The organism is Duganella sp. 1411, assembly GCF_017833525.1.
Lineage (GTDB): Bacteria > Pseudomonadota > Gammaproteobacteria > Burkholderiales > Burkholderiaceae_D > Rugamonas.
Genome location: NZ_JAFICD010000005.1, coordinates 190542 through 204696, shown reverse-complemented (window position 1 = coordinate 204696; position 14155 = coordinate 190542). Strand labels below are relative to the sequence as shown.

Sequence of the window (14155 nt, the reverse complement as noted above, 5' to 3'; positions counted from 1 at the left end):
AAAATCACCAAACAATGGACTGAAATTTCGCGCCGCCGATTCCGGTCCCGCACGGGCCGGGCCACGACGGCGGCGCGAGCGTTACTTTTTTTCCACAATTCGTATAGAAAAATTGCGTCCGCCTATACGAAGTGGGAATAGCTGCGCGCAAAAATAATCATATCGGTGATTATTTGTGACTTTTATGACAATTCCCAGTATCGCGCCGCCAGCCACCCCGGCCGCCCGACCCCGCCCGCTGAGAGGGAAAGCCTGCCACCGCCGCCCGATTCTTCCTCCACGGAAACCGTTTAACTTGCGGTCCCCCGGCTCCCTACCGCTAGTTGCTCACTGTTTGCTAAGTGACTAGTCTTGACTCTGCCAGGCAAGAGACGGCTTAGGCGACCCAGAAATCAAACACTGAGGATAAAAATGAAAAAGAAAACATTGGAGACGATGGTGGCGCTGGCGCTGGCCGCCATGTACACCCCGGGGGCACTGGCACAGGAGACGCCGGCGGCGGCCAGCGGCGAACCGGCAGTCGCCACACCACCCGCGGCCGCCCCCGCCGCGGCCCAGGACAAAGTCGAAACGGTGGTCGTCACCGGTTTCCGCTCCAGCCTCCAGAAGGCGCTCAATCTCAAGGCCCAGGCCATCGGCGTGCGCGATTCGATCGTCGCCGAGGACATCGGCAAATTCCCGGAGGCGAACGTCGCCGAATCGCTGCAGCGCGTGCCGGGTGTGATCCTGAACCGCGACGAATCGTCCGGCGAAGGCCAGCGCATCTCCATCCGCGGCCTGCCGACCGACTACTCGGTCACCACCCTGAACGGCGCGCCGGTCAACACCACGTCGACGTCCACCATCGGCAGCGCGGCGCGCGGCTTCAACTACGACGTGTTCGCGTCCGAACTGTTCGGCCGCGTCGACTTCTACAAATCGCCGCTGGCCGAACTGACCGAGGGCGGCCTCGGTGGCGTGGTCGATCTGCAGACCCCGCGCCCGTTCGACAACCCGAAGCGCACCATCCGCTACGGCCTGACCGACACCTACAACACCGCCTCCAAGCACAACGACCCGAACGGCTTCGTGCTGTACTCGAACACCTGGGACAAGCTGGGCTTCCTGATCGGCGCCTCGCACTCGGGCAGCGTCAACACGCGCTCCGGCTTCGAGGCCACGGGCGGCTACAACAGCTCCTTCAACGGCAGCCAGAGTCCCGTGAAAGGCAATTTCGCGCTGACCTTGGACTATGACGATCCGCGCGCCAATCTGTCCGGCTACACGCGCGACCAGATCGACAAGGCGCTGCTGCCGCGTATCTACCGCTTCTACGGCTCGCAGAACGAGCGCACGCGCGACGGCCTGGTGTCGTCGCTGCAGTGGAAGACACCGACCGTCAACGTCAGCCTCGATACGATGTACTCGAAGCTGAAGAACACCCGCGAGGAGACGCTGTTCGGCATCCTGGTGCGCAGCACCAAGACCACCAACCGCGCGGCGCCCGCCGGCGCGAGCGGCAACAACGGCCTGATTCCGGTCAACGTGCATATCGATCCGGCCACCAATCTGTTGACCGGCACCTTCGCCAACACCACCTACAACGCCGGCGCCGGCTACACCAAGGACGAAACCGAATTCGGTTACGGCGCCTTGAACGGCAGCTGGAAGGTCAGCGACAAATTCACGCTGACCGGCCAGGCCAGTTTGAACCAGAGCACCGCCACCAGCGCGACCGGCCAATTGTCCGGCTTTATCTACGGCGCGCAGTCGACCATCGACTATGGCGACGACCATGTCTACCCGTCGATCTCGTCGCCGACCAGCTACACCGATCCAAACAACTGGAGCGGTTTCGCCGTCAGCACCGGCTGGACCAAGGAAACCGACAAGGGCAAGCAGGCGCGCGTGGTCGCCGACTGGGACTACGACCTGCCGGGCGAATGGACCGGCCACCTGAAGGCCGGCCTGACGTTCGTCTCGACCACCAAGGGCGTCAACAAACGTAACGGCACCTCGCTGGCGACGGCCAAGTTGAACAGCATCGGCGCCGCCGGCATGCGCAACGGCATGACCAGCAACCTGCCGATCGATAACCTGGACTTCGGCGCCGGCTGGCCGCATGCGTGGAGCACCTGGGACAGCAACTACTTCTATTCGCAGTTCGATCCGAACACCTACAATCCGCAGTCGGCGTTCACGCCCTCGCAAAGCTTCACCGCGCAGGAGGATGTCAAGACCGCCTTCGTGCAGTCCGACTTCAAGGGCACGATCGCCGACCACGAACTGCGCATCAACGCCGGCGTGCGCTTCTCCGGCACCGATACCAAGATCGACAACTTCAAGCAGCAGGGCGCGAGCCTGGTGTACTCGCCCAATCACGAGAATGGCTCGTACAGCAACGTGCTGCCGGCCATCAGCAGCGCGTTCGACCTGACCGAGAACCTGATGTGGCGCGCCTCGTGGGGCAAGACCATCACGCGCGCCTCGCTGTCCGTGATCGCCGCGCAAACCGTGATCCCCAACCAGTTCGACAACACCGCCACGTCGGGCAATCCGAACCTGCGTCCACAGCAGTCGAAGAACCTGGACACCAGCCTGGAATGGTACTTCTCGCCCGGCAGCCTGCTGTCGGCGGCCTACTTCAAGAAGGAGCTGACCGACGCCACCGTCGCCAACACGCAGGTGGTCACCTTCGGTTCCCTGGGCCTGCCCGACACCGCGCTCGGCCCGTTGTTCCAGGACGCCAGCGGACATGTGGATCCGAACCTGGCGATGACGCTGCGCAGCTACACCAACGCCGGCCAGCAGACGCTCAAGGGCTACGAGCTGGCCTACCAGCAGGCGTTCAGCTTCCTGCCGGCGCCCTTCAACGGCATGGGCGCGCTGGCCAGCTACACGCATATCGATCCGTTCAACAGCGCCAAGTGGATCACCAACGCGGGCAAGGAGATCGAGGTCAACTCGGTGCCGAAGTACGCCTACAGCACCACGCTGTATTTCGAGAACGGCCCGATCGCGATGCGCATGTCCTATAACTACAAGGGCAAGTCGCTGCACGGCGATAATCCGCGCAACCTGGGCGACGACTTGATACGCTGGCGCGCCGGCCGCGGCTACCTGGACGCCAACATCAGCTACAAGATCAGCGAGAAGCTGGAGTTCCGCATCGACGCGCTCAACCTGAGCAACACGCTGGCCTACGATTATTTCGAGGACGCGAGTGGCCGCTACGGCAGCGGCAAGAAGACACGGATGGACTATGCGAAGTATGATGGCCGTACCATCAAATTCGGCATCCGCGGAAAACTCTAAGGAATAAGCTTCAACCTATGATGAAACGACTCCTGGCAACCGGCGCGCTCGCGCTGGGATTGGCCGGCTGCGCCACCACGCAGCCGGCGGTCGACACCTCCCAACAGGAGGTGGTCGCGATTATCAACAAGGTCAACGACTACTGGCAGCAGCGCGAGTCGCCGCAAAAATGGGCGTTCTGGGACATCGCCGCCTACCACACCGGCAATATGGAAGCGTACCGGATCACCGGCAATCCGCGCTACCGCCAGTACTCCGAGGACTGGGCCGTCCACAACCAGTGGCAGGGCGCCAAGTCGACCGACAAGACCAAATGGAAGTACCAGTACGGCGAGACCGACGAACACGTGATGTTCGGCGACTGGCAGATCTGCTTCCAGACCTACGCCGATTTGTACCAGTTCGACGCGGTCAAGGACCCGAAGAAAATCGCGCGCGCGCGCGCGGTGATGGAATACCAGATGAGCACCGCGCAAAAGGACTACTGGTGGTGGTCCGACGGCTTGTACATGGTGATGCCGGTGATGACCAAGCTGTATACCATCACGGGCGAGCGCAAATACCTCGACAAGCTGCACGAGTACTTCGACTATTCGAACAGCATCATGTACGACGGCGACGAAGGTCTGTACTACCGCGACGCGCGCTACGTCTATCCGAAGCACAAAAGCGTCAACGGCAAGAAGGACTTCTGGTCGCGCGGCGACGGCTGGGTGTTCGCCGGCCTGGCCAAGGTGCTCGCGGACCTGCCGCAGGACGACCCGCACCGCGCCGACTACCTGGCCAAGTTCCGGGGCATGGCGGGCGCGCTGAAGAAGGCGCAATCGGCCGACGGCTACTGGACCCGCAGCCTGCTCGATCCCGAGCACGCGCCGGGACCGGAGACCAGCGGCACCGCCTTTTTCGTCTACGGCTACCTGTGGGGCATCAACAACGGCGTGCTCGATCGCGACGAGTACCTGCCGACGGTGCGCAAAGGCTGGCATTACCTGAGCAAGGTGGCCCTGCAACCGGACGGCAAGATCGGCTACATCCAGCCGATTGGCGACCGCGCGGTGCCGGGACAGGTGGTCGACCAGAATTCGACCACGCCGTTCGGGGTGGGCGCGTATCTGCTGGCCTCCTCCGAGATGGTGCGGCTGCTGAAAAAATAACAACGGAGACTCGATGGAACGACGCAATTTCATACAGGCCGTGATGGCCGGTTCCGCCGCGGGCGCCGTCGCCGGCGCGCACAACGCGGTGGCGGCGACGGCCACCGGCGCGAGCGCTATCGGCACCGACGGCAAGAGCGCCCGCGCGCAACTGGCGGCGCTGGCGCACAAGATGTCCGAGCCGGTGCTGGCCAACATGGCGGCCGGCACGCTGAAGAAGAATTTCGCGCTGGAGGTCAGCCCGACCTGGGATGGCCGCGACAAGGGCGTGGCCTACCTGGAGTGCTTCGGCCGGCTGATCGCCGGCATCGCGCCGTGGCTGGCGTTGGAGGACGACGGCACGCCGGAGGGCCGCACCCGCAAGCGCCTGCATCAACTGGCACTGCAAAGCTACACCAACTCGGTCGATCCGGCCAATCCCGATTACCTGCTGTGGAAAGGCCCGGGCCAGACGCTGGTCGACTCGGCCTACTTCACCAATGCCCTGATCCGCGCGCCGAAAGCGTTGTGGGAGCCGCTCGACGCCAAGACCAAGCAGCGCATCATCGCCGAGATCAAGTCGCTGCGCCGCATCGAGCCGCCGTACATCAACTGGATGCTGTTCGCCGCCATGAACGAAGCCTGGCTGATGTCGATCGGCGAGGAGTTCGACCCGCTTCGCATGAACGTCGCGATCCGCAAGATCAACGAATGGTACGTGGGCGACGGCTGGATCAAGGACGGCGACGCCTTCCACTTCGACTACTACAACGCCTTCGTCATGCACCCGATGCTGGTGGAGATACTCGACGTGCTCGATCAGAAAAAAGGCGCGTTCTGGAACGGCAAACCGGAGGAGCTGCGCGCACAGGCGGTCAAGCGCATGCAGCGCTACAGCGAGCACCTGGAACGCTTCATCTCCACCGACGGCAGCTTCCCGCCGATCGGCCGCTCGCTGACCTACCGCACGGCGGCGTTCCAGCCGCTGGCGCTGCTGGCGTTGCGCAAGCAGCTGCCGGCCAGCCTGCCGGAAGGCCAGATCCGCGCCGCGCTGCAGGCGGTGCACAAGGCCGTGTGGACCGCTCCCGGCAACTTCACCAGGGACGGCTACCTGACCATCGGCTTCGTCGGCCATCAGCCGGAGCTGGGCGACTGGTACTCCAACAACGGCAGCATGTACATCGCCTCGGCCAGCCTGCTGCCATTGGGCCTGCCGGAAAGCGACACCTACTGGACCTCGGCGTCGCAGGACTGGACGCAGAAAAAAGCCTTCGCGGGCGCCAGGTTCCCTAAAGATTACCCAGTCAATTACTGATTACCATGACCTCACATTCGATTTCACGCCGCGGCGTCCTGCGCGGCGCCAGCGCCGCCATGGGCAGCATGCTGTTGCCCGTCACCGCCCAGGTATGGGGCGCCACCTCCGCGCGCTTCGCCATCGGCGACAGCGATTTCCTTCTCGATGGCCAGCGCCTGCAGATCCGGTGCGGCGAAATGCACTTCGCCCGCGTCCCGCGCGAGTACTGGACGCACCGCCTGAAGGCCATCAAGGCCATGGGCCTTAACACCGTTTGCGCCTACCTGTTCTGGAACTACCACGAATGGCGCGAAGGTAAATACGACTGGCAGGGACAGCGCGACGCCGCCGAGTTCTGCCGCCTGGCGCAGGCCGAGGGCTTGTGGGTCATCCTGCGTCCCGGCCCGTACGCCTGCGCCGAGTGGGAAATGGGCGGCCTGCCATGGTGGCTGCTGAAAAGCCCCGGCGACAGCTTCCTGCGCACGCGCGACGCCGCCTACATGACGCCGGCCAAACGCTGGATGAAGGAAGTCGGGCGCGCGCTCGGCGCGCAGCAGATCACCAAGGGCGGCCCGATCCTGATGGTGCAGGTCGAGAACGAGTACGGCTTCTTCGGCGAGGACCTCGACTACATGCGCGACATGCGCCAGGGGTTGCTCGACGCCGGCTTCGACGTCCCCCTGTTCCAGTGCAATCCGACCAACGCCGTCGCCAAGACGCATATGAAGGAGCTGTTCTCGGTGGCGAACTTCGGCAGCGATCCGGCGGCCGGCTTCAAGGTGCTGGACCAGGTGCAGAAAGGGCCGCGCATGTGCGGCGAATACTACTCCGGCTGGTTCGACACCTGGGGCGCGCCGCACCGCCGCGGCTCGGCCGCCGGCGCGGTGGCCGACATCCAGACCATGCTCAAGGCGAACGGCTCGTTCAGCCTGTACATGGCGCACGGCGGCACCACCTTCGGCCTGTGGGGCGGCTGCGACCGCCCCTTCCGTCCCGACACCACCAGCTACGACTACGACGCCCCGATCAGCGAAGCCGGATGGACCGGCGAAAAGTTCCACGCCTACCGCGACGGCATGAAGCCCTACCTGATGGCCGGCGAAACGCTGCCGCCGCCACCGCCGCAAAATCCGCTGATTGCCATCGCGCCGTTCGCGCTGAAGCAGTCGGCATCGGTGTCCTCTGCGCTGCCGGCCGACGCCATCAAGGCCGTATCGCCCGAGCCGATCGAACGCTACGACATCAGCCGGGGCCTGGTCTCCTACCGCGTCACCCTGCCCGCCGGCCCGGCCGGCACGCTGGAAGCGGCCAAGGTGCGCGACCTGGCTTGGGTCTACGTCGACGGCAAGGAGGTCGGCACGCTGGACACGCGCTACCGCCGCTTCAAGGTCGACCTGCCGGCGCGCAGCCGGCCGGTGACCTTGGAGATCCTGCTGTACACCATCGCCCGCGTCAACTTCGGCGTCGAGATCCACGACCGCAAGGGCTTGCACGGGCCGGTGCGCTTCGCCGGACAGCCGCTGGAAAACTGGGAAATCCGCGCCATCGACTTCGACGCCGACGGCGTGCTGCCGCCGCTGACCTGGAAAACCGGCCGCGCCAAGGGCCCGGCCTTCTGGCGCGGCGGCTTCGACGCGCAGCAGACCGGCGACACCTTCCTCGACATGTCGGGCTGGGGCCAGGGCGTGGTGTGGATCAACGGCCGCTGCCTGGGGCGTTACTGGAGCATCGGGCCGACGCAGACCATGTATCTGCCGGGTCCCTGGATCAAGCGTGGGCGCAACGAGGTGGTGGTGCTGGACCTGACCGGACCGCGCAGCGCGCGCATCGCCGGCTTGAAGGCGCCGATCCTCGACAAGCTGCGTCCCGAGCTCGATCTGGTCCGGCCGCCCAACAACGACAAGCCGGCGCTGGACGGCGTCAAGCCGGTGCACGAGGGCGAGTTCCAGAACGGCGCCGCGACGCAGGACGTCAAGTTCGCGCAGAGCGCCAGCGGGCGCCAGGTGTGCCTGGAGTCGCTGGACGCCTTCGACGGCAAGCAGTTCGCGGCGGTGGCGGAACTGGCGCTGCTCGGCCCGGACGGCAAGACGCTGAACCAATCCAATTGGACCATCGCCTATGTCAGCAGCGAGGAAAGGAGCAAGGAGGACGGTTCGGCGCTCAACGCCATCAACGGCCAGGCGACGGACTTCTGGCACAGCGCGTATAGCGGCAAGGCGCCGCACCCGGTCCATCCGCATCGCCTCATCATCGATCTGGGCAAGACCGACACGGTGGCCGGCATGCGCTACACGCCGCGCCAGGGCGAGGACGGGGTGACGGGGCGTATCCGTCATTACCGCGTGTATGTCGGCGAGCAGTTGGTCAAACCCGGCTGACAGGCCGCGGTGACACGTGGGGTGGATTGGGTGGGACGACGTAATCCGCCATCTTTGAGCCGTCGAGGCGCACGCAATGGCGGATTACGCTGCGCTAATCCGCCCTACGTGTTTCAGATGATTTAGATGGTTCCGGGCCGGCCGGATGGCCCGGCGCCTTGCCCGCCAGCTGGCGGTACTGGCTCGGCGTCACGCCTGTGGTGGCCTTGAACTGGCGCGTGAACGCCGAATGGTCGCCGTAGCCGCAGGCCTGGGCGATCTCCGCCACGCTGGCGCCGCCGCCCAGCATGCGCGACGCCGCCTCGACGCGGGTCTGAATAATCATCTGGCGCGGCGTCAGATGGAAAATACGCAGGAAATAGCGCTCGATCTGCGCCACCGACATATTGGCCGTGCGCGCCAACTCGGCCAGATGCAGCGGCTGGCCATACTGTTCCTGTATCAGGTTCACCGCCGCCGCCACCTTGCGGTAGGCGGGATTCTTCTTGTCCGCCATCGCCAGATCGCGCGAGATGCCGGTCAGGCCGACGATGCGGCCGCCGGCGTCGCGCAGCGCCGTCTTGCGCGTCAGGCACCAGCCGGGATCGCGGCTGGGATACAAATGCAGCTCCAGCTGGTCCTCGATATCGTGGCCGCCGCCCAGCACCGCCATGTCCTGGGCCACGTAGCTCTGGCCGAACGGATGGGCGAACACTTCGGCCGGGGTGCGTCCGATCAGCGCCGATTTGTGCCGTCGGCCGCAACGCTGCACCAGCGTCTGGTTGACCACCACATACCGTCCCTGCACGTCCTTGACGAAGAAAACCACATCCGGCAAGGCGTCGAACAACGCCTCGGCGAAGAAGGGATCGGCTATGCCTGCGCCCAGCGCGCGGCGCGCGGGGTCGTCGAGGGGAGGTGAATTGTCCATACCCCCGATTGTGCCAGCGGCGCGCGCGGCAGTCTGCTGTTTTTTCGCGATTATGCCGATTTCGTCATTCATCGTGCGTAGGCGGTGCAAGACAGCGCGGCCGCCAACGCCTAAAATTTAAGCATGAAAACCATCTCCATCATCGATTCCCACACCGGCGGCGAACCTACGCGGCTGGTCACCGACGGCGGCCCCGATCTGGGCACCGGTCCCCTGAGCGAGCGCCTGGCGCTGCTCAAGCGTGAACATGACAGCTTCCGCTCCGCCGTGGTGTGCGAGCCGCGCGGCTCCGACGTGCTGGTCGGCGCGCTGCTGTGCGAGCCGCACAGCGCCGATTGCGCGGCGGGCGTCATCTTCTTCAACAATGTCGGCTACCTGGGCATGTGCGGCCACGGCACCATCGGCCTGGTCGCCTCGCTGGCCCACATGGGCCGCATCGGGCCGGGCCGCCACCGCATCGATACGCCGGTCGGCGTGGTCGAGGCGCAGCTGCATGAAGACGGCAGCGTCACCGTCGACAACGTCCCCTCCTACCGCAGCCGCGCGCAGGTCGCGGTGGACGTGCCGGGCTACGGCCGGGTCACCGGCGACGTCGCCTATGGTGGCAACTGGTTCTTCCTGGTCTCCGGCCACGGGCTGGAGCTGAACGTGGCCAACGTCGAGGCGCTGACCGCCTACAGCGTGGCCGTGGGCACGGCGCTGGAGCGCTCCGGCGTCACCGGCGACTTCGGCGCGCTGATCGACCATATCGAACTGTTCGCGCCATCGCGCACCGGCGCCGATAGCCAAAGCTTCGTGCTGTGCCCCGGCAAAGCCTACGACCGCTCGCCCTGCGGCACCGGCACCAGCGCCAAGCTGGCCTGCCTGGCGGCCGACGGCAAGCTGGCCGAGGGCGCGTTGTGGAAGCAGGAAAGCGTCATCGGCAGCGTATTCGAGGGCTCGTACCGCTATCGCGGCGAACAGCTGATCCCCAGCATCCGCGGCAAGGCGTGGGTCAACGCCCGCGCGCAGCTGATCCTCGACCCCACCGACCCCTTCGTGTGGGGCATCCGGTGACCAACACCGACGTGATCGTCATCGGCGCCGGCATCGTCGGCGCCGCCTGTGCCGACGCGCTCAGCGAGCGTGGGCTGCGGGTGGCCGTCATCGAGCAGGATATCGCCGGCGGCGGCGCCACGGCGGCCGGCATGGGCCACCTGGTGGTCATGGACGACAACGCGGCCGAACTGGCGCTGTCGGCGTACTCGGTCTCGCTGTGGAACGATCTGGTGGGCGAACGCCCCCAGCGCCACGAATACAGCGGCTGCGGCACCATCTGGGTCGCCGCCGACGAGGAGGAAATGGACGCCGCGCGCGTCAAGGCGCAGACGCTGTCGGGCTACGGCATCACCTGCGAGCTGCTGTCGCCGGCGGCGCTGTACGCGCGCGAGCCGCAGTTGCGCGCCGGGCTGGCCGGCGGCCTGCTGGTCAAAGGCGACGGCCTGGTCTACCCGCCCAAGAGCGCGCGCATCCTGCTCGACCGCGCCATGCGGCGCGGCGCCGTCACCCAGCGCGCCGCCGTCACCGCGATCGAGGACCACGGGGTGGTGCTGGCCGACGGCACCCGCCATCAGGCGCAGCACATCGTGCTGGCCGCCGGTTCGCGCTCGTCGGCGCTGCTGCCGGAGCTACCGGTGCAGCCCAAGAAAGGACACATCGCCATCACCGACCGCTATCCCGGCTTCGTCCGGCATCAACTGGTGGAACTGGGCTATATCAAAAGCGCCCACGCCGCCAGCGGCGATTCGGTCGCGTTCAATTTGCAGCCGCGTCCCACCGGACAGGTATTGATCGGCTCCTCCCGCCAGTTCGACACAATCGACCCGGCGGTGGAGCCGGCCATGCTGCAACGGATGCTCAGGCACGCCACCACCTTCACGCCGGCGCTGGCGCAGCTCAACGTGCTGCGCTGCTGGACCGGCCTGCGCGCCGCCACGCCCGACGGCCTGCCGCTGATCGGACCGCACCCGGCGCGGCGCGGCCTGTGGCTCGCCACCGGCCACGAAGGCCTGGGCATCACCACCTCGCTGGCGACCGCGCAGCTGCTGGCCGGCCAGATGCAGGGCGAAAGCACGCGCATCCCCTACAATCCCTACCTGCCCCGCCGCTTCCATGATTAACTTCGCCGCCAACGATTTGGCCCACGGTTCCGCCAACAGAGGCGATCGCATCACCCTCAGCATCAATGCCCGCGCCATCAGCGTCGCGCCGGGCGTCAGCGTGGCCGCGGCGATCGCGATGGCCGGCAGCGCCGTCACCCGCCGCTCGGTCGGCGGCGCCGCCCGCGCGCCGCTGTGCGGCATGGGCGTGTGCCAGGAATGCCGCGTGACGATCGACGGCCGCGCGCACCAGCTCTCGTGCCAGACCTTGTGCGCCGACGGCATGCACGTGCAGACCGGCGAAGCGGAGCGCGCGGCATGAGCTACCACGACATCCTGGTGATCGGCGCCGGCCCGGCCGGCCTGGCGGCCGCGCATGCCGCCTGCGTCAGCGGCGTCAAGGTCGGCATCGTCGACGACAATCCGCTGGCCGGCGGCCAGATCTGGCGCGGCGGCCCCGATCAGCAGGCCGACCCGCGCGCCCGCGCACTGTGGAACGCGCTGCGCGAGGCGCCCAACGTCACGTTTTTGCCGCAAACGCGGGTGCTGTACTCGCCGGAGCCGGGCCAGTTGCGGGTGCAAACGCCGACCGCTGCCGACACGCTGCGCTTCGGGCACCTGATCCTGGCCACCGGCGCGCGCGAGCGGCTGCTGCCCTTCCCCGGCTGGACCCTGCCCGGCGTGACCGGCGCCGGCGGCCTGCAGGCGCTGTCCAAGGGCGGCTATCCGCTACAGGGCAAGCGGGTGGTGGTGGCCGGCAGCGGCCCGCTGCTGCTGGCGGTGGCGGCCACGCTCAAGCTCAAGGGGGCGCACATCGTCGCCATCGTCGAGCAGGCGGGAACGCCGGCGCTGGCGCGCTTCGCCCTTGGCCTGATGGCTACTCCGTCCAAGATATCGCAGGCGCTGGGACTGGCGGCGCGGCTCAGGGGCGTGCCCTATCTGCGCGACAGCTACGTGCGCTCGGCGCATGGCGACGGCACGCTGCAATCGGTGCTGGTCCAGCGCGGCAAGGGCCGCGAACTGGAGACGCTGCAATGCGACTACCTGGCCTGCGGCTACGGCCTGATGCCGAATGTGGAACTGGCGCAGGCGCTCGGCTGCGACACCGCGACGGTGGGGGCGCAGACGGTGGTCGCGGCGGACCACTGGCAGCAAACCTCGGTGCCCGGCATCTACTGCGCCGGCGAAGGCACGGGCGTGGGCGGGGTCGACCTGGCGCTGGTGGAGGGCCGCATCGCCGGCCTGTGCGCCAGCGGCCAGATCCTGCAGGCGCACGCCGATTTCGGCCGGCGCGATCGCTGGCGCAAATTCGCGGCATCGCTGGCGCGCGCCTTCGCGCCGCGGCCGGAGCTGGCCACGCTGGCCGGCGACGACACCATCGTCTGCCGCTGCGAGGACGTCAGCCACGGCGAGCTGCGCACGCACACCACGTGGCGCTGCGCCAAGCTGCAGACGCGCTGCGGCATGGGGCCGTGCCAGGGCCGCATCTGCGGCGGCGCCACCGAAGTGCTGTACGGCTGGCGTCCGGACACGGTGCGCCTGCCGATCTCGCCGGCCCGCATCGACACCCTGATCGCCTGATTCACTCCGGGGTCAGGTCCACCATTTCTACACGGCCGCTGCCGTTGCAAGGCTCTAGGGTCGAGCTCGTGTAGAAATGGTGGACCTGACCCTAATGCCGCTAAGCTGCAGACGCGCTGCGGCATGGGGCCGTGCCAGGGCCGCATCTGCGGCGGCGCCACCGAAGTGCTGTACGGCTGGCGTCCGGACACGGTGCGCCTGCCGATCTCGCCGACCCGGATCGACACCCTGATCGCCTGACCCTGATGCCGTTAAGTTAAAGCGATTTTCGTAGGGCGGATTAGGCGAACGCCGTAATCCGCCATGAGCCGCCGACGGCGCTTGGCGGATTACGCTGCGCTAATCCGCCCTACGTGGTTCCGATGTCCGCTTAACTTAGCGGCATTAGGACCTGCCCCCGGATTTTTAGTTGCGCTTGGCGATCGAGGTGCGCAGCACCAGTTGCGGTTCGATCGTCGTGTCCGACGTGGCCTTGCCGTCGATGGCGGCGATCAGCTTTTCCATCGCGGCGACGCCCATGCGCTCGCTTTGCAGGTCGACCGTCGTCAACGCCGGCGACGTGTATTGGCCGTACTGGATGTTGTCGAAGCCGGCCACCGAGATGTCCGCCGGCAGATTGAACCCCAGCGTCTGCGCCGCTTTCATGAAGCCGAGCGCGATCAGGTCGTTGTAGCAGATCAGCGCGTCCGGATGCTCGCCGCCCAGCATGATCGCCGAACAGAGCCGCTCCCCTTCGGCCGACGTCGGCGCGCCGCCCTCGTAGACCGTCAGCTCCTGCCCATAACCCTTCAGGCACTCGGCGATCGCGCTTAACCGTTCCTCGTCGCGCCGCGAGCGCGGAAAGCGCAGGTAGGCGATCCGCTTGTGCCCCAGCGCGACCAGGTGCCGCACCAGCATGCCGGCGCCGCGCTGGTCGTCGCTGCTGACCCACGGCAGGTTGAGCCGCGCCGGACGGCCGAAATACACCAGCGGCTTGCCCAGGTCCATGACCCAGTCCATCTCCGATTCGAGCATGCGCGAGAAGATGATCAAGCCGTCCACGCGCCGGCTCAGCGCCTCCAGCAACGGCCGCTCGCGGTCGGGGTTTTCCTCGGTGTCGACCAGCAGCAGCGTGTAGCCGTGCGCCAGCGCGACCCGGTTGGCGCCCTTGACGATGCTGGTGAAGTGCGGATTGCCCACGTCCAGCACCGACAGGCCGATGCTCTTGGTGCGCCCGGTGATCATCGATTGCGCCAGCGGGTTGGAACGGTAGCCCAGGCGCGCGATGACTTCCTTGATCGTCGCCTCGACCGCCGGCGAGAAGCGCTGCGCGCCGTTGACGAACTTGGAGACGGTGGCCGTCGACACGCCGGCCGCCGCCGCCACGTCGCGGATGGTTGCTACGTTTTTTTTCATGATCGGGCTGTGGGTTGGCATGGCCGCCA

At 66.6% G+C, this 14155-nt stretch carries 10 protein-coding genes and 1 pseudogene; 9 read left to right on the top strand and 2 right to left on the bottom strand.

The features are described from left to right. Positions 1-411: 411 nt before the first annotated feature. From JOD97_RS23870 to JOD97_RS23855, 4 genes are read left to right on the top strand one after another with little or no spacing between them, the layout of a single operon-like run. Positions 412-3294 (top strand): TonB-dependent receptor, encoded by a 2883-nt coding sequence (locus JOD97_RS23870; RefSeq protein ID WP_209724173.1) that lies wholly within the window; start codon positions 412-414, stop codon positions 3292-3294. 17 nt (positions 3295-3311) lie between these two features. Further along, entirely contained in the window at positions 3312-4448 is a 1137-nt protein-coding gene (locus JOD97_RS23865; RefSeq protein WP_229264672.1) for a glycoside hydrolase family 88 protein, read from the top strand. A gap of 13 nt (positions 4449-4461) precedes the next feature. Then, positions 4462-5742 (top strand): DUF2264 domain-containing protein, encoded by a 1281-nt coding sequence (locus tag JOD97_RS23860; RefSeq protein WP_209724169.1) that lies wholly within the window; start codon positions 4462-4464, stop codon positions 5740-5742. A 5-nt stretch (positions 5743-5747) separates the two neighbouring features. Further along, entirely contained in the window at positions 5748-8102 is a 2355-nt protein-coding gene (locus tag JOD97_RS23855) for a beta-galactosidase (RefSeq protein WP_209724167.1), read from the top strand. Between the two features lie 94 nt (positions 8103-8196). On the opposite strand, the gene JOD97_RS23850 is transcribed toward JOD97_RS23855, so the two are convergent. Continuing rightward, positions 8197-9012: an AraC family transcriptional regulator gene (locus JOD97_RS23850; RefSeq protein WP_229264671.1), complete on the bottom strand. Its 816-nt coding sequence runs from the start codon at positions 9010-9012 to the stop codon at positions 8197-8199. Between the two features lie 123 nt (positions 9013-9135). Between JOD97_RS23850 and JOD97_RS23845 the strand changes: the two genes are divergently transcribed. The 5 genes and pseudogenes from JOD97_RS23845 to JOD97_RS23825 form a co-directional block, all read left to right on the top strand. Then, positions 9136-10068 (top strand): 4-hydroxyproline epimerase, encoded by a 933-nt coding sequence (locus JOD97_RS23845; RefSeq protein WP_229264670.1) that lies wholly within the window; start codon positions 9136-9138, stop codon positions 10066-10068. After that, complete coding sequence (locus JOD97_RS23840) at positions 10065-11171, top strand: FAD-dependent oxidoreductase (RefSeq protein WP_209724161.1); 1107 nt, start codon at positions 10065-10067, stop codon at positions 11169-11171. Before JOD97_RS23845 ends, JOD97_RS23840 begins: the two co-directional genes overlap by 4 nt. Beyond that, positions 11164-11472: a 2Fe-2S iron-sulfur cluster-binding protein gene (locus tag JOD97_RS23835; RefSeq protein WP_209724158.1), complete on the top strand. Its 309-nt coding sequence runs from the start codon at positions 11164-11166 to the stop codon at positions 11470-11472. Before JOD97_RS23840 ends, JOD97_RS23835 begins: the two co-directional genes overlap by 8 nt. Next, complete coding sequence (locus tag JOD97_RS23830; RefSeq protein ID WP_209724154.1) at positions 11469-12731, top strand: FAD/NAD(P)-binding oxidoreductase; 1263 nt, start codon at positions 11469-11471, stop codon at positions 12729-12731. Before JOD97_RS23835 ends, JOD97_RS23830 begins: the two co-directional genes overlap by 4 nt. A gap of 96 nt (positions 12732-12827) precedes the next feature. Beyond that, positions 12828-12971 (top strand): annotated as a pseudogene (locus JOD97_RS23825) (FAD/NAD(P)-binding oxidoreductase); the annotation flags it as partial. Positions 12972-13136: 165 nt separating this feature from the next. On the opposite strand, the gene JOD97_RS23820 reads toward JOD97_RS23825, so the two are convergent. Beyond that, positions 13137-14126, bottom strand: coding sequence for a LacI family DNA-binding transcriptional regulator (locus tag JOD97_RS23820; RefSeq protein WP_209724151.1), 990 nt, complete (start codon positions 14124-14126; stop codon positions 13137-13139). Positions 14127-14155: the final 29 nt, after the last annotated feature.

What these genes read in the sequence shown, in the direction of transcription:
- JOD97_RS23870 (WP_209724173.1), top strand. Translation starts at nt 412, where the DNA reads ATGAAAAAGAAAACATTGGAGACGATGGTGGCGCTGGCGCTGGCCGCC.
- JOD97_RS23865 (WP_229264672.1), top strand. Translation starts at nt 3,312, where the DNA reads ATGATGAAACGACTCCTGGCAACCGGCGCGCTCGCGCTGGGATTGGCC.
- JOD97_RS23860 (WP_209724169.1), top strand. Translation starts at nt 4,462, where the DNA reads ATGGAACGACGCAATTTCATACAGGCCGTGATGGCCGGTTCCGCCGCG.
- JOD97_RS23855 (WP_209724167.1), top strand. Translation starts at nt 5,748, where the DNA reads ATGACCTCACATTCGATTTCACGCCGCGGCGTCCTGCGCGGCGCCAGC.
- JOD97_RS23850 (WP_229264671.1), bottom strand. Translation starts at nt 9,012, where the DNA reads ATGGACAATTCACCTCCCCTCGACGACCCCGCGCGCCGCGCGCTGGGC.
- JOD97_RS23845 (WP_229264670.1), top strand. Translation starts at nt 9,136, where the DNA reads ATGAAAACCATCTCCATCATCGATTCCCACACCGGCGGCGAACCTACG.
- JOD97_RS23835 (WP_209724158.1), top strand. Translation starts at nt 11,164, where the DNA reads ATGATTAACTTCGCCGCCAACGATTTGGCCCACGGTTCCGCCAACAGA.
- JOD97_RS23830 (WP_209724154.1), top strand. Translation starts at nt 11,469, where the DNA reads ATGAGCTACCACGACATCCTGGTGATCGGCGCCGGCCCGGCCGGCCTG.
- JOD97_RS23820 (WP_209724151.1), bottom strand. Translation starts at nt 14,126, where the DNA reads ATGAAAAAAAACGTAGCAACCATCCGCGACGTGGCGGCGGCGGCCGGC.